This is a genomic window from Bacteroidia bacterium, from assembly GCA_033391075.1.
Classification (GTDB): Bacteria; Bacteroidota; Bacteroidia; order J057; family J057; genus JAWPMV01.
Map to the genome: position 1 here is coordinate 3,715,412 of JAWPMV010000001.1, position 14,980 is coordinate 3,730,391.

At 42.0% G+C, this 14,980-nt stretch carries 14 protein-coding genes; 4 read left to right on the plus strand and 10 right to left on the minus strand.

The features are described from left to right. Positions 1-4: 4 nt before the first annotated feature. Both R8P61_14840 and R8P61_14845 read right to left on the minus strand, forming a co-directional pair. Positions 5-2,560 carry a hypothetical protein gene (locus tag R8P61_14840; GenBank protein ID MDW3648344.1) on the minus strand — a complete coding sequence of 852 codons (2,556 nt, stop codon included), beginning with the start codon at positions 2,558-2,560 and terminating at the stop codon, positions 5-7. 461 nt (positions 2,561-3,021) lie between these two features. After that, a complete protein-coding gene (locus R8P61_14845) occupies positions 3,022-3,708 on the minus strand; it encodes a methyltransferase domain-containing protein (protein ID MDW3648345.1) in 687 nt (228 codons plus the stop codon). Between the two features lie 153 nt (positions 3,709-3,861). On the opposite strand from R8P61_14845, the gene R8P61_14850 reads away from it, so the two are divergent. Both R8P61_14850 and R8P61_14855 read left to right on the plus strand, forming a co-directional pair. Continuing rightward, positions 3,862-5,043, plus strand: a complete 1,182-nt coding sequence (locus R8P61_14850; GenBank protein ID MDW3648346.1) for an AraC family transcriptional regulator — start codon at positions 3,862-3,864, stop codon at positions 5,041-5,043. 85 nt (positions 5,044-5,128) lie between these two features. Then, complete coding sequence (locus R8P61_14855) at positions 5,129-5,950, plus strand: hypothetical protein (protein MDW3648347.1); 822 nt, start codon at positions 5,129-5,131, stop codon at positions 5,948-5,950. A gap of 314 nt (positions 5,951-6,264) precedes the next feature. On the opposite strand, the gene R8P61_14860 is transcribed toward R8P61_14855, so the two are convergent. The 4 genes from R8P61_14860 to R8P61_14875 all read right to left on the minus strand — a co-directional run bounded on the left by R8P61_14860 (position 6,265) and on the right by R8P61_14875 (position 9,402). Further along, the gene (locus tag R8P61_14860) at positions 6,265-6,930 is read right to left on the minus strand and encodes a hypothetical protein (protein MDW3648348.1); all 666 of its coding nucleotides are present in this window, start codon (positions 6,928-6,930) and stop codon (positions 6,265-6,267) included. Then, positions 6,887-7,456 (minus strand): hypothetical protein, encoded by a 570-nt coding sequence (locus tag R8P61_14865; GenBank protein MDW3648349.1) that lies wholly within the window; start codon positions 7,454-7,456, stop codon positions 6,887-6,889. The genes R8P61_14860 and R8P61_14865 overlap by 44 nt, the downstream gene beginning before the upstream one ends. Positions 7,457-7,561: 105 nt before the next feature. After that, positions 7,562-8,776: an NAD(P)/FAD-dependent oxidoreductase gene (locus R8P61_14870; GenBank protein MDW3648350.1), complete on the minus strand. Its 1,215-nt coding sequence runs from the start codon at positions 8,774-8,776 to the stop codon at positions 7,562-7,564. A gap of 32 nt (positions 8,777-8,808) precedes the next feature. Then, positions 8,809-9,402 (minus strand): TetR/AcrR family transcriptional regulator, encoded by a 594-nt coding sequence (locus R8P61_14875; GenBank protein MDW3648351.1) that lies wholly within the window; start codon positions 9,400-9,402, stop codon positions 8,809-8,811. A gap of 62 nt (positions 9,403-9,464) precedes the next feature. On the opposite strand from R8P61_14875, the gene R8P61_14880 reads away from it, so the two are divergent. Further along, positions 9,465-10,532: an alkane 1-monooxygenase gene (locus tag R8P61_14880; GenBank protein ID MDW3648352.1), complete on the plus strand. Its 1,068-nt coding sequence runs from the start codon at positions 9,465-9,467 to the stop codon at positions 10,530-10,532. On the opposite strand, the gene R8P61_14885 is transcribed toward R8P61_14880, so the two are convergent. The 3 genes from R8P61_14885 to R8P61_14895 form a co-directional block, all read right to left on the minus strand. Then, positions 10,522-11,073, minus strand: a complete 552-nt coding sequence (locus tag R8P61_14885; protein ID MDW3648353.1) for a DJ-1/PfpI family protein — start codon at positions 11,071-11,073, stop codon at positions 10,522-10,524. The genes R8P61_14880 and R8P61_14885 overlap by 11 nt on opposite strands. Before the next feature lie 21 nt (positions 11,074-11,094). Next, a complete protein-coding gene (locus tag R8P61_14890) occupies positions 11,095-12,078 on the minus strand; it encodes an NADPH:quinone reductase (GenBank protein ID MDW3648354.1) in 984 nt (327 codons plus the stop codon). An 84-nt stretch (positions 12,079-12,162) separates the two neighbouring features. Beyond that, on the minus strand, positions 12,163-13,134 hold the full coding sequence (locus tag R8P61_14895) for a zinc-binding dehydrogenase (protein MDW3648355.1): 972 nt from the start codon (positions 13,132-13,134) through the stop codon (positions 12,163-12,165). A gap of 195 nt (positions 13,135-13,329) precedes the next feature. Between R8P61_14895 and R8P61_14900 the strand changes: the two genes are divergently transcribed. Beyond that, entirely contained in the window at positions 13,330-14,211 is an 882-nt protein-coding gene (locus R8P61_14900; protein MDW3648356.1) for a C1 family peptidase, read from the plus strand. Positions 14,212-14,233: 22 nt separating this feature from the next. Here the strand turns inward: R8P61_14900 and R8P61_14905 are convergent, their stop codons facing one another. Next, a complete protein-coding gene (locus R8P61_14905) occupies positions 14,234-14,866 on the minus strand; it encodes a hypothetical protein (protein ID MDW3648357.1) in 633 nt (210 codons plus the stop codon). Between the last annotated feature and the right edge of the window lie 114 nt (positions 14,867-14,980).

Below are 14,980 nucleotides of genomic sequence, written 5' to 3' on the forward strand. Positions count from 1 at the left end.
TTTATTAAAGCTGAAACTTTTCTCTAAAATCCTGATAAAATGCGTCTCCAAGTAGGCCTGCAAAGACTTCATGTGTTCTCTCCAACATTTGTTCTGCGCTTGCATCTTCCGAAGTAAAGCCTACTACTTTGATTTCCATATTCTTCTGTAGATTCCACTTTCTTTTGGAGATAACCAGAATATTGTCCTCACTTAGTTCTGCATGTCCGGTAGGCAATTCGCGGATTTCCTTGAATACCTGAAGGATAAATTTCAGATCTGTACTGCTAAGCTCATCAATATCCATTTTGTTGTCTAGCCCAGATTTCTTCACATAGCTCTTCAAAGAGTTTCTTTCGATATAAGGACGGAAGTAAAACAATCCTTCCTTAGCCTCTGTGATTTCGCTCATGTCCTGATAATAGCTCAATTCCTTCTTATGAAGTTTTTTGAATCGGGCCACCTTATCAGCATCTTCCAAATCAGCGGCTGACAATACTCGCACAGACTTCAATTCCTGATCCCCTACCATCATTACTTTCTTAGTAGAAAATTCATCATCTGGTAAGGTCCCTTTTATGCTAAAGAGATCGCTGAGAGAAATAGAAGCATCCAGATTTTTCTTGACCGGTGCGATATTCTCAGACATCTCTTCTTTCTCATTTATCTGCTCTTCCAGCTGCTCCTCAATTTGCTCTTCAATTTGCTCCTCCAGCTTCTCTTCTATCTTTTCTTTCACCTGAACTGCCTCAGGTTGTGTATTTCCGATATTGGCATGATTACCATTGCTGGAAACAGGCTCCTGGGTAAGTTCTTCCGGAAGCTTATCCAGAATGTCCATATTTTCAACTTCCAAAGAGAACATATCTTCAGAAATAGGTTTATCAACAATGGATTTCTCTATTTCAGGAACAATTTCTTCTTTACTCAGCTCTGCAGAAATATCCGTATCCAATACGTCTACTTTGGCAGGAGTATCCTGAATTTTGGCTTCAACTGACAATTCATTTTCTACCGAAGAAAGTTCATCCATGTTCAGATCCAGCTCAGACTCTGCATCAATATCAGACATATTGCTGATTTCCTCAGAACTCAGTGAAGCACTTTCTTCTTCATCTTTCGCCAAAACTTCATCCAGAGAAGCTAACAACTCTTCATCCGAATAATCACTTAAGTCAGTATCAAGTTTCTCCTCAAGCTCAATCTTTACTTCCTCATCTTTTTTTTCCTCTATTTCTTCTTTTACCTCTTCTTCTGTCGTGTCCAGATCATAAATAGAAAGATCTTCTGCCGGCTCGGAAGTATATGAAGTCTCGCTTTTGCCAGGCGTTGTGTACAAGCCTACCCCTTCCCCTTCTTTCTGCAATTCAATTTTGCTCAGCACCTCAGTAATGTTCCAGCTGATAACCATTTCAGGAATCCCCAAATTGGCACCACGCTCTTTGAACATTTTTTCGTAATCAGCTTGCTTGGAAGGATCCACACATGTTTTTGCGATTTCCTGAAGAAGGGAATCACGATCCTCTTTGACTTTCAGCTCAGCAGCAATTTTTGCTCTTTTCTCCGCTTCCAGTCTTTTTCTCTCTTCCTCTGCCAGACGGATTCTCTCTGCCTCCATGACCTGTTCCGTCCTATTGGCCAGGCCATTTACTATCACAGAAAATTCGTCCTTGCTATTTTCTAAATCCAGACCAATGACCTTATTGCTAATCTTAAGATCTTTATTGATATAATTTTTAAAGGCCTGGGTACGCAGGAAGCTTCCTATCAGAAGGATGTTTCCCACTTTATTTTTTTCTAACTCTTTGTTGCTGAATTTCTCAGCCAACTTGTCTTTATTGACCAGTAAGAGTTCTTCAAATTTTTCTGGCTTCAGGCTTACTTCTGCTTCCAATTGAACCGAGTCTGTAGTTTTGCTTACTACGTAGGTGTGCGTTGGATTAGGTTCTTCCAACTGGCGAGCCAGTTGTGCCTGTCCTTTGAAATCAACTGTCAGTCCTGCGACGGAGCATTCTGCCATCAATTCCGTCAATACCCGGTCATTTCCTGCCAGGGTACCAAAATCTTTATAAGAATGGAATTCAAAATGTTCGTCATTGAAGAGTGCAGCTTTTCCTAATTCTTTCAGATTAGGCGCTGGTGCATGCTCATCAATATTTTGATAACAAAGGTGAGTGTAATCATCCATGGATTCCAGGACCATCACATTTTTCTCTGTGACTTTGTCGCTATCCGGAAGCCCATGCATGAAAGAGACAACGATATTGTCTCCATGGATATATTCCAAATCCAGGGATTGGGAATTATTGATAGTATCAATGATTTTTTTCTTGTCTTCCTCGCTTTTCATGTCAACGGGAAAGGCAATGGCAGTAGGTATGGCTCCTGCGAGCTTCTTGCCATCTTTTTTGGCCTGGTCTTTATATGCCTGGCCAATAGCATCTAAATGAGTGGCTAATACTTCATGCGGAGAGGAAGGCTCATAATTGAAATGGCCTCTTCCTTTGATGTCCAGCAGTTGTGCTTTATCAGTCTTAATCCCCGCAAGTAGTTTTCTCTTAGTAAATATAATACAAAGCATAGGTAATAATCGGTGTAATGGGTTCTTGAAATAATGATTAAATAAGAACGTACCGCTACCCCAAGTAAGACGGTAATAATGAGAGTCAGTGGTAAAGGAGTGAAACACCTCAGCCTTCGGTGTATTCAAAACCTTCGACTAAAATACTGCAAGAATGGTGCTAAATACGGCAGGAGAGTATGAATGGCTAAAAAATAGTTTCGTATGGTAATAATCCTAGCTTCAATCTTTGCTAGGCGTTTTTGGGAGCAGTTTTCGGTAAAGGTCTAAAAGTGCCTTTTATGCAATATTGAGGCTATTTTACTTAGCTTCAAGGATATATAGAAGTAAGGAAAACAGAAATCAGGCCAGCGAGGGCCTATGTAAGATTTTTTAAAATAATTTTATTATTCGACTGTAATATCTCAAAAATCGTAACAAGTGTCTACTATTGAGAACAGCAGTCATTATCAGCTGCATTGTCAGGAAGGAAATTGCAGGAGGTATAAATTCACTACGGTATTGATTTCCCGGTATCTAATTTCGCTTTTATGTTTTTCGACTTTCAATCCGCTTCCCTCCAGCATTTTGAGGAATTCTCTGGCGATATGTCGGTTGGGTTCTGTGAGGATTAACTTAGTGTCTGGTTGCATGAGAATCTTGAATGCATGCATCAATGGTTCAAAAGCTCTTTCTTCGTAGGCAACATCTGCTGCCAGGATAACATCCGCTCCCTGTTCAGGCTTGACTTCCCGCCAATCCAGCTGCAGCAATTGAGCATCTTCCTCGAAATTCTTATTCCAATTATATTCCGCTAATTCTAAAGCAGCCGGGAGGTAATCTGAGAGGGTGACCTTTCCTCCTAAAGCATGAGCAACCATACCCGAAAGTCCTAGCCCACAACCGATCTCTAATACAGTCTTGCCTTTTACGAGTTCGGGCTTTGCAGAAAGATAGCGTCCCATGGCAATGGCAGATGGCCAGAGTTCCGCCCAATAGGGAATGCGCTCGTCCAATACGTCTTCGTGTTCTTCGCCTTTTTCGATGAGTTCGTCGAGGAGGGCATCGGTGTCGGCGATGCGGGAGATGGTCATATCTAGCTCTCCCATAGAGATTTTTTCTTCTATCAAGTTATAGCGTTGATCTATGGGGTTTAAGTCCGGTTTCATATGGCTCGGGGGCTTTTTTCGCCCCGCAAATATAGGCATTGATCCCTTGATATTCAGAGCTTCTCTGTCTTACGAGGCAACCCTTCCCCCCAAATAAACATTATCTATATAACGATTACGATTTACTACTCTACCCCACATGCACGCTTCTCCATGGACATCCCTGATATAACACTGGATTTCTGGACCATTCTTTTTCTGGTAGCCGGAGCTCAGGCCTGTTTCTTTTCTATCCTGATTCTACTATTGAATCAGGAGAAGGGTAAAGGCAGAATCTATCTGTCCGTTTTCCTTTTTCTTTTTGGCTACATGCTCATCTTTAATTTTTGCTACTGGACCAATTATTTATATCGCTTCCCGGCTTTACTCCATACCATCTCCCCGCTCAATTATGTCTTTGGTCCCTTGCTCTTGCTTTATTTCGACAAGCAAAGAAAAGAGCCCAAACTGCAAAAATTCTGGTACCTGCATTTTATTCCTGTCGTCCTGGTATTTTTGCATTTGTCTCCTTTTTACCTGGCCGATGGTTCCAGTAAACTCCTGATGATTTCCGGAGAAATGCCTTTTCCTAAAGGTCTGCTGTTTCGATATGTTGGGTATCTATACACTCCCCTTGTATTTGGGAGTTATATGATTGCGTATTTTTTCTGGAAGATCATGCTCCTGCTAAAAATTTATTCAGAAGACGGTCTTTCTGAAAAGTCTCCTGAATTGATTCTGATCAGGAAACGCTGGTTTTTGGTATTGCTTTCCCTCTACGCAGCTTTTATGTCTAGCTACCTGATTTATTATGTCATTTCGGGCAAAGAATTCTTCACCATTGCCTATGACTATGCGATTACAGCTGTCATGACTGTGTCTATCTACTCCCTGGCTTATTTGGGTATAAAAAGAAACTTCATCCTTTCTGGAGAGCTGCATAGAAAGGTTTTCACCAAAGATAAATATGCCAACTCCTCTCTTAGCCTGGGAGCCGCGGAGTCGATCGTCATGAAAACAGAAAATTATATGAAGGATGAAAAGCTTTTCCTACAGAATGATTTGAAACTCATAGACCTGGCAAATCGCCTGACAATTTCGCCTCATCATTTGTCTCAGGTTATCAATGAACATCACGGAAAAAGCTTTAATCAATATGTCAATGAATACCGGATCCGGGAGGCTCAGGCCTTACTTTCTAAACCGGAAAATCGAGAGGAACACATAATCCAGATCGCCTATCAGGTGGGATTTAATAATAAAAGTACCTTCAATCAGGCCTTTAAAAAGGTATTGGGTTTGACACCCAGCCAGTATCGAAAAGAGGTCTTTGCGGAAAGCCTGAATAATCCGTAAAGATTTATAATTCTGAACCTCTGAGAGCAGCTTTGCAGGCATATTCGTCTTTTCGGATATAAAATCAACCTCAAAGCTAAGATCTATGAATTTCAGATTTATCTATGTAATCCTCTTTTCTCTGTTCTTTCTCATTGCCTGTGAAGGTGAAAATCCTGAACCCACTCTGGGCCAGATTGATCTGGTAGAAGGGATAAAGGTGATCGATTTTGAGAACAATGGAAATGCTGGCGACCTGGTACTTTTATTTAGCATCCAAAATCCTGGGGATGTAGATCAGGTGCAGATATTTCTAAGAAAAGGTCCGGACCTGTCCAATTTAGACAGACAAGATGTAGATAATCCTAGTCCGGACCGTCTTTTTACAATAGAGCTTTCTGGTCCCAACTATGAGCTTCGCCTACCGGCAGATTTTTTAGACATAGAAGGGAATGTGATAGAGAAAGATACAGAATACAGCTTAGGATTTCTAATCAGTCAGGGAGGAGAAAAGCTATTGAATAAAGAATTTGAAAATTTTAACCTGGTGGAAGAGCATGTCTTAAACGGTGAATTTGTAGGAACCTGGGACGATAATCTTTACACGGCCTTTGGCATAAGTACAAATATCAGCCTTCGATTAGCGGGTGGACGAGCCTCAGGCATTTTTTACTATAGCAATAATTTCACCTCCTGCTGCGAAGGTGAAAATGACGGAAATATCTCTTTCAATCTCAAGGAAGATGGAACAATAGAAGACTTTATTTACAGACAGGATTTAGCAAACTTCAGAGGAGGAGCCTGTCCTGGAACCTATAATGGGGAAGGATTTGTTGAGAATTATACCACTCTGGTAATCAATTTCAGCGGGGATGATTGCGAAGGACCACACACGGGAGGACGTATCCGACTTGAGAAGCAACTGTAGCAATTAGGCTTATCATGGTTAGTTTAAATTGATGAACGTGTGTAGGAACTCCGGATGAAAACTCCTCCTTTTTTATTGTATTCATCTGGATTCAGGTGAAAAATGAGAGGCAAGCCAAGGCTTGTCTCTTTTTTGTTTTCGGGTATCTCAGGAAGCCTTTCGCGCTTGCCCCCATTTCCCTTAATGTGCGATTATCGGAAATGAGCACACAGGCCTTTGGATGAAAAGGCAGGGCGGGTCGTTTCCTTTTTTAAACCTGCCATGCGACATTGAGTCAGGTCTTATCAATAAGGCGTAAGTTGTGCCCTTTTTTGTTACTGGTCCAATCTTGCAAAATCAAGGATTTCCCTTTGTGACACGATCTCTCTTTTACTTTGATTCAGGAGTGTTCCATCCGCATCATGTATGAGCCAAAGTTTTTCAATAGGATCAAAAGAGATAGATACTTCTTTCCCTGCGTAGGGTCTTCCCATATGGAATTCCTTGCTCATAAATCTGATTCTCCCATTATGTCTTATTTTTCGCCTCCATACCCGCTCTGAAAGATATTGCTCTACCCTTTGAAAATCGAAACATTCATAGCTAAACACTCGAGTGTTAGTTTTCAATTCCGGGAACAATGATATTCTGGATTTATATCCCCTAGCTGATACCATATATACCTCTCTTTGTATTCTTCCCGCTTCATCAAGCGCTTTTTGAAAATCCTCTATTCGTGTATGAGTTTTGGGATGAGACCATCGAGCCAAGGTAGCCTGTAAATTTTCAACTGCTCCATTCTCTTGCGGGCTTGCGGGATTGTTTTGTATTACTTCTATCCCAAGCCCTATCCACCATAATATTGCAAGCGTGGGCGTATCTCTGTGCCGCATATTTATAAAGGGACGCCCATTATCTATTTTGATCTTCCTTGGCATTCCCCATCTCTCAAAATTCTTATTCATTTGTCCTATCGCTACTTTGGGAGCAATCTGCCTCATCGTTTTTCGGGGGAAAAAGCTTAGTGTCCAATTGAGAGATACTTGCTTCATCTACCGTATTGATCCAACTAACCTGCTCTCCATTGCCCATCTCAATCCGCTCTTTACCATCTATTTGCCAGGTATCATGAGCCTCAGTTGTCCAACTTGCCTTCCCTTTCTTGGGCCTACCTTTAGGCTGATTTAGACCCAATGACTTCCACCAACGCTGAATCGTGCGTTCATGAGGAATTCGCTCAGCAGGGAATTTCTCTTGCAAAACACTGCGAATGAAGAGTGCCCCTTCTTTTCCTTTACGACTGGATGTGATTAAAGCCCGCATATCTTTTGTATAGGCATGTTTGCTCCCACAAAGATGATAGTTATCTGAGAGGCCTGCTTTGCCTCGTCGCTTATAACGGTAGTAGATCTTTTTTACTCCACTTACAGAGTATCCATATTTAGAAGCTATTGCATCATAGCTCATGCCAGATGAGCGATCTGAGATAATACCTTCTCGTACCTTATAGGGGATTTTTTTTGCCATGAGTCAAGGGTTTGAGAAAAGATACAACTTCTGCCCTATTCCTAAAACACAACAACATGTCGCATGGCAAAACCAAAAAGGGAAACGGGGCCTGCGCGGAAGGGTTCAGGAAATCTCACAAATCGCCTCGGCAGCGATATAGGATTCGGTCCATGCTGCCTGAAAATTAAAGCCACCGGTCACAGCATCGATATTCAAAACCTCTCCTGCCAAATATAATCCGGGGAGAATTTTGCTTTCCATGGTCTTGAAGTGGACTTCTTTGGTATCCACTCCTCCACAGGTTACAAATTCATCTTTGAAGGTACTTTTCCCATCGACCTGAAATTTGCAAGCGGTGAGCATGTCCAAAAGATCGTTTAAGTCTTGTTTGCTAAGGCTGGCGTAGTTTTTTCCTTTGAGGGAAAGAAGCTCCAGCATTCTGTGCCAGAGTCTTTTGGGCATGGATATAGGGGAAAGGCTGGAAAGCATCTTTTTGCCCTGGGTATTTCTCATGGCTTGAATCTCTTGTTCGAGGAAACTCCTCCCCTTTCCGCTCCAGTCTACCTCAATCTCGAATTTATAATTCATTTGATGGAGATCCCTGGCAGCCCAGGCCGACAATTTCAAAATACCCGGCCCACTCAATCCCCAATGGGTAATTAACAGAGGGCCGCTTTCCCTGAATTTGCTTTGTAGAATTTTGACTCCTGCTTCCGGCATAGAAAGACCTGGAAGGTCTTTGAGTAAAGGATGCTTGATGTTGAAGGTAAAAAGAGAAGGAACAGGGGGAATAATTGTATGGCCCTTTTTTGCCATGAGGTCCCAAATTGCCGGAGTACTTCCCGTCGCCAACATAAGCCTGGAAGCACGATAGATATCTCCCTTCGATCTTAGCACCCAATCTTCTCCTTCTTTTACGAAGTCCTCTACAATTGCACTTGTCTTTATCTGCACCCCATGATCCCGACAGGCTTTCTGAAAACAATCGATAATAGTCTCTGAATTATCACTAACTGGAAAAACCCGACCATCTTCTTCTATTTTGGTTTCCACCCCTTTATCCTCTAACCAGGCCATCATATCTCCACACAAAAATCGGTGGAAGGGCCCCCTAAGTTCTTTATTTCCCCTTGGATAAAAAGCGGTCATTTCCCGAGGATCAAAACAGGCATGGGTAACATTGCAACGACCGCCTCCACTGATCCGGACTTTACTCAAAACCTTATTTGATTTCTCCAGAATCAGAATGCGCATGCCGGGATTTCTTTCTCCACATTGAATGGCAGTAAAAAATCCCGCGGCTCCTCCTCCTATAATAATCAGGTCGTATTTCATCATTGCGGCAAAGATACGTTTATCCCTTTTTTATCCTATTCTATCAAGATTCCCTTCATGCGAATATCTACATAGTCATGGATCATTTGCTCCAGACTTAATTGAGAGTTGTCTTGCTGACTGATCCATTCCATCACAAAATATTGATCCAGACTGAGCAATAAATTGACAGGCATTTTTCTGAAGGCCCCTACTTCCATCCCTTGCACATACAAGCTCTCCAATTCTTTCAGCACTCCTTTGAGATACATATCGACTTCCTCCCAAATCTCGGGAAAATCTGCTTTGATTTGGCCGATGAGGCTAAAGGATATATGCTTAACCCCTCCCGCAATCCATTCTATCAGGGTGTAGAGATCTTTGACGATATGTTCTGCCTCTTTTTTCCGGGAAAGTTGGTAGCCACCAAGATTCAAGATTAACAAGCGAACCGCAGCAGACAGGATTTCCTCTTTACTCACAAAATATTCGTAAAGAGTGGATTTACTTTTCTTGCCAATTTTTGCAAGCTCATCCATACTCATTTCCTTGAGATTCTTTTCCTGAATCAAAGGCAATAAGTCTTTCAACCAAGCCTGCATTTTGGGACTTAACTTCTTTCGCTCTTTATCTGTTGATTTTCTACCCATACTTGCGTTCAATCAGAAATCGAACTATATTAGCTAAAATAGTTCGAAAAATTACAAACATCATGAAAGATCTTAAATATTTGGGAGCTTATGTAGAGCCCGCATTATGTTTAATTGGATTGTTCTATGGCGGCTGGTTAGCATTTGCAGGAGTAGCTTATGCATTTATAGCCGTTCCCCTGCTAGAGCCGGTTTTGCCTGCTTCGACGAAAAACTTCAGCAAAGAGGAGAAATCCTCACGCTTATCCAATCAATTTTTTGATGTTTTATTATTCCTCAACATACCTATTGTCTATGGCATCATTGCATTATTTGCGATAAATACCTCACAAGGAGTTTATAATAATTTCGAATTATACGGACTAGTTCTTTCTATCGGAACTCTCCTAAGTAGCAATGGAATCAATGTAGCCCATGAAATTGGACATAGAAAAGGGAAATGGAACCACATTGCCTCTCAAATCCTTTTGCTCCCCAACCATTATATGCATTTCTTCATCGAGCATAATCGCGGACATCATAAGCGGGTAGCGACTTTAGAAGATCCGGCTACCTCTCGCTATAATGAAAATGTATATGCTTTCTGGATCAGATCTACCCGGGATAGTTATTTGAGTGCATGGCAGCTGGAATCGGATCGTTTAAAACAAAGAAAGCTCCCCTTTTGGAGTATAAAGAATAAGATGCTGGTCTTTACAGCTATGCAACTGGCCTATCTTTCTGCTCTCTGGATCTTCTTTGGATTTACGACTTTTATAGTATTGTTTCTTGCAGGGATAATAGGGTTCCTTTTATTAGAAACAGTCAATTATATCGAGCATTATGGGCTTTTGCGGAAAAAGCTTCCCTCCGGAAAATACGAGCGAGTATTATCCAAACACAGTTGGAATTCCAATCACGAATTGGGCCGAATTATGCTATATGAGTTGACCCGTCATTCAGATCATCACTATATGGCCAGCAAAAAATACCAGGTACTGGACCATCATGAGGATTCTCCTCAACTTCCGATGGGATATCCGGGTTCTATGCTGATGTCTCTGGTTCCGCCTTTATGGTTTCGGGTAATGAATCCAAAGCTGGAAGAATTCAAGGAACAGACACAGGCTGCTGAACTGGCTATTCATTAAGGGCCTGAAAAACCAGGCGATAAAAATCAGGATGTGATTGCCAGGTTTGACCGGTAACTACCCTACCATCACGCACAGCTTCATCTTTGCCAATAAAGGTTCCTCCACAAGAGGTAACTTCAAATTTGACGTGCTCGTAGCAGGTAACCTTTTTGTCCTTGACCAGGCCAGCAGTCGTCAATACCTGAATTCCATGGCAGATAGCAAAAATGAATTTTTCCTGTTCATTGAATGCCTGAACCAGGGCTACGACTTGAGGGTCATTCCGTAGAAATTCAGGGGCTCGACCACCGATGATCAGGATGGCTGTATAATCTTCTGCTTTTGCGTCGGCAATACTGATATCACTTTCCACATAATACCCTTTACGCTCTACATAAGTATCCCAACCAGGCTCAAAGTCATGGATGACCAAATTGAGTAACTTCTTTTTAGGGGCAGCAATCGTAGCCGTATATCCGGCTTCTTCAAAACGATGTTTGGCATAGAGGGTTTCATAACTTTCTCCCCCATCACCTGTGAGTATTAGTAGATTTTTCATAGAAATAAATTGAGGTCTTACTTAACAAGTCACTACTACACATCCCCTTACCAGGCCAGATTCTATTTTCTCATGTGCCGTAGCAATTTCTTCTAAGGGATAAGTATCTGCTACCCGATGAATCAGTCTATCTGCACTCAAGAGTGCCGTGATATCTTCCATCGCTTCTTCTTTGGCATGATCTGGCATGGCATAGACAATTACAAAGCGAATGCTAATGTCATTGTACATGAGCTGATAGAAGGGAATAGATGGATTCTTATCCTCCATAGATGCATAAGTAGCAATAGTTCCACTTATTTTTATGGAATCCAGGATAAAGGGAAGATTCAGGCCAAATTCCCCTTCAACTACTCTGTCTACTTTTTCTCCTTCATTCACCAACATAATTTCCTCGGGAGTACCTGCAAAAGGGTGTGAGATCACCTGATCTGCTCCTGCATCAAAACATGCCTTGCTGCTGGTCTCACTCCCCGCTGTGGCAATCACGGTTGCGCCATCAGCCTTTGCCAGCTGAATCGCATAATTACCCACTCTTCCTGCACCGCCGGTAACCAGTACCGTTTTTCCCTTTACAGAACCATCGGCAAATACACATCGGTGAGCAGTCATAGCAGGAATTCCCAGGCAAGCTCCTGTTTCAAAATCAATATTATCAGGCATCCAAACTGCTGTACTCTCCGGGATACACACATATTCTGCAGCTGTTCCATGAGAGCGGCCATACTGCGCATTGTAGGTCCATACCCTTTCCCCTACCCTTGCCATAGATACTCCTTGTCCAACTGCCTCTATGATACCAGAACCATCACTATGAGGAATAACCGGACCATTATCCAGTAAACCAGGAGCTGAACCAGCCCGTTTTTTTACATCGGAAGGATTCACGCCAGAAGCTTTTATGCGAACAAGCACTTCTCCCGGCCCGGGTTCGGGCTTTTCCCACTCGCCAATATGTATTACTTCTGATGCAGGGCCAAAGGCTTCAAAGGAGGCAGCTTTCATAAATTCGGGGATTTTGATTTGAGCTGAAATTACAGATTTTTAGAAAGAATCCTAGAGCCTCCTCTAAAAGATTATTTCCTATTTCTAAAGCTTTATGACCAATTTCCCGGCAGCCAAATTATTCTCCATGGTATAGTGTGCATCTCTCAATTTCTCAAAAGGGAAAACTTCATGAATATTAGGCAAATATGTGCCTGATGCAACCTTATCAACGATCGTTTGCATTACAGGAGTAGCATACTCTGTATGCAAGGTCTCGCTACTATAGAGGGTGAGCTTGACCGTTGAGGGCATCCAGGGGAAAAATTTGTAATCCCAGACATTTCCCCGAAAACCCACCATTCCTACTGTTCCCTTGGGAGCGGTTGATTTCAGACAATCCATGATCGTACTTTCTATTCCCACCAATTCTACAACACCCGCTACTCCTTCAGGAAGTATTTTCTTGATTTCTTTTTCTACAGAACCCTGGTCTATAAGAATTTGATCAACTCCAGCAGCTTGCAGTACTTTTCTTTTAGCTTCTTTTCGAGTAGTTGCAAAAACAGTACATCCCATATCACGAGCTATGGAGGCTGCTGCTAGCCCCACAGATGAAGTTCCCCCACGAATCAGTAAAGAAGTATTGGCTTTCAAGTCTATGGCTTCATGAATCACTCCCCAGGCGGTAAGATAGCTTTCTGGCAAGGCACCTAATATCTCCCAATCCAGATTTGACTCAAAGGGAAACACATTGCTTCGAGGGATCAGGGTCTTTTCCGCATAGCCACCATCATATAGTCTTCCCATATTTCCCATGGCCGCTGCGACCTTTTGTCCGGGCTTCAGGTCGGTATTCCCTCCATCAAGTACTACTCCTACACACTCTATTCCCAAGACTCGAGGCACTGTAACAGCTTCTCCCGAATGTCCTTGTCGTGTATATAATTCACTGCGGTTTAGCCCAAATGCTTTTATATCTATTAGCACCCAGCCTTCTCTGGCTTCTGGGTCAGGAACTTCTTTCATCTGAAGCACCTCAATCGGTCCATATTCTTCGATTACAAAGGCTTTCATAGGGTAAATCTGTATTTGATAAATATATAGTTACAGGAAGAACAGCACATAAGCTGGAGAAATTAATTGACCATTTGTTCAGCTTCGGGCTTTTTGAGAACCTTCTTCCCAAACCAGCGTACATCTGTTTAGTTCATTATACACAATCGCAGCTTATAGGCCTATTCTACCAGATTAATATTTCTATACGTTCTTATGAAAAAAGGTAGCATACTCCTTGTATTAGCATTTGCGATTTCCCCATTACTCCAGGCTCAAATTCCTCTCAAAGGCGGACTCCTTTTTGATGACGAAAGTTATTATAAGGTTCCATACGCCAAGGATTACCTTTCAACTTTAACGCAAACCAAACTAGCATCCTCGGTCTCTCTCAAGGCCTATGCTCCTGATCCTAAAGATCAAGGTTCTTATAATAATTGCGTGGGCTGGGCAAGTGCCTATGCGGCTCGCAGTATTATGGAAGCTCGAAAACAGGGCTGGACCGATCGAGGAAAAATCAACAAAAATGCCTTTGCTCCCGGCTTCATTTACAAACTCATTGCTCCCAAGCAATCCTGTTATGAGCCGACATCTATAGAGCATGCCCTGCAAGTGATGCAAAAGACAGGCGCAGCCAAATTTTCGGCAGTAGAACAAATCTGCCCTAAATCCCTGAGTAGAGTGGCCTATGCATCTGCCTCTCGTTACAAAATTGCCGATTACCAACGCCTGTTTTACTACAAAGAACCGGCACAGCAAAAAGTAATGGCCATCAAAAAATCTCTGGCTGATGGCTTACCAGTAATTGTTGGTATGCGTTGTACCCCCAGTTTTGAAAATGCGGACGGATATGATGTATGGAAAGTCAGAGAATCGCGAAATACCCGCAATTATTATGGTCATGCGATGTGTATAGTCGCTTTCGATGATCATAAATACGGAGGTGCTTTTCAAATCATGAATAGTTGGGGGAAACGCTGGGGCAATAAAGGCTTTATTTGGGTGAGGTACTCAGACTTTAGCAATTTTGTCAAATATGCCTTTATCATGCATCCCAAAAAGGCTACGGGTTCCTCCTATATGACGAAGAGCAATTAGTCAGGAAAATAAATTTTCTTTCCTAAAAAATCAGGGTAAAGGCCAATTGATGGACTACCCAAACGCCTAAAATCAGCAGGTAGGCTTGATATTTCTTTCCCTTTTTTCTGTCAAGAAGTATCAAAGCTGCCAATATTGAATAGATAACTCCATATTGAAGGTGTTGGGTGAAAGTCGGAGATAATCCGAATACGCCAGGTCCTATCCTTCCTATCGTTGGGCCAAGAAATACCAGGGCACTACCAATCATATAACGCATATGCTTGGAGCGCGTTTTTTTATGGTAAATGGCCAGGGAATAAAAGATAAGTAGAGATATACAATCACTCAGTGGAAAAAATAAGCCTTCAGGCTGATCTGAATTTAGGATTCGGATCATCTGAGGCAGAAAAGACAGAATCAGTAAGGGAAAAACCACATAAGAAGCTTTTCCAATTTTCTTGTGTAAATCATTCCTTCGGTTTCTTATCAGGATGGGTTGGACAATCAGCATCAATATCCAGATAGTTGCTATAAAAGCGTGTAAATGGATATAGGTATTGATGTTCTCTCCAAAAGAGGGAAATAAAGCAAAATAGGATTTGTAAAAAGCCAGGAAGCTCAGGGGGAGCAATAAAATCATGATAAATCCCAAATTTCTATAGGATTTTTCCATAGGAGTATCTTAGGTGTACGATATATCTAATAGGAGGAAAACTTTCCTCTTTGATTCCTTTTCGCCTGGCTTCCCATTCAGCTTAAAGATTTCCTTCCCTCAGCTTTTCCTACA

What these genes read in the sequence shown, in the direction of transcription:
- R8P61_14840 (MDW3648344.1), bottom strand. Translation starts at nt 2,560, where the DNA reads ATGCTTTGTATTATATTTACTAAGAGAAAACTACTTGCGGGGATTAAG.
- R8P61_14845 (MDW3648345.1), bottom strand. Translation starts at nt 3,708, where the DNA reads ATGAAACCGGACTTAAACCCCATAGATCAACGCTATAACTTGATAGAA.
- R8P61_14850 (MDW3648346.1), top strand. Translation starts at nt 3,862, where the DNA reads ATGGACATCCCTGATATAACACTGGATTTCTGGACCATTCTTTTTCTG.
- R8P61_14855 (MDW3648347.1), top strand. Translation starts at nt 5,129, where the DNA reads ATGAATTTCAGATTTATCTATGTAATCCTCTTTTCTCTGTTCTTTCTC.
- R8P61_14860 (MDW3648348.1), bottom strand. Translation starts at nt 6,930, where the DNA reads ATGAGGCAGATTGCTCCCAAAGTAGCGATAGGACAAATGAATAAGAAT.
- R8P61_14865 (MDW3648349.1), bottom strand. Translation starts at nt 7,456, where the DNA reads ATGGCAAAAAAAATCCCCTATAAGGTACGAGAAGGTATTATCTCAGAT.
- R8P61_14870 (MDW3648350.1), bottom strand. Translation starts at nt 8,776, where the DNA reads ATGATGAAATACGACCTGATTATTATAGGAGGAGGAGCCGCGGGATTT.
- R8P61_14875 (MDW3648351.1), bottom strand. Translation starts at nt 9,402, where the DNA reads ATGGGTAGAAAATCAACAGATAAAGAGCGAAAGAAGTTAAGTCCCAAA.
- R8P61_14880 (MDW3648352.1), top strand. Translation starts at nt 9,465, where the DNA reads ATGAAAGATCTTAAATATTTGGGAGCTTATGTAGAGCCCGCATTATGT.
- R8P61_14885 (MDW3648353.1), bottom strand. Translation starts at nt 11,073, where the DNA reads ATGAAAAATCTACTAATACTCACAGGTGATGGGGGAGAAAGTTATGAA.
- R8P61_14890 (MDW3648354.1), bottom strand. Translation starts at nt 12,078, where the DNA reads ATGAAAGCTGCCTCCTTTGAAGCCTTTGGCCCTGCATCAGAAGTAATA.
- R8P61_14895 (MDW3648355.1), bottom strand. Translation starts at nt 13,134, where the DNA reads ATGAAAGCCTTTGTAATCGAAGAATATGGACCGATTGAGGTGCTTCAG.
- R8P61_14900 (MDW3648356.1), top strand. Translation starts at nt 13,330, where the DNA reads ATGAAAAAAGGTAGCATACTCCTTGTATTAGCATTTGCGATTTCCCCA.
- R8P61_14905 (MDW3648357.1), bottom strand. Translation starts at nt 14,866, where the DNA reads ATGGAAAAATCCTATAGAAATTTGGGATTTATCATGATTTTATTGCTC.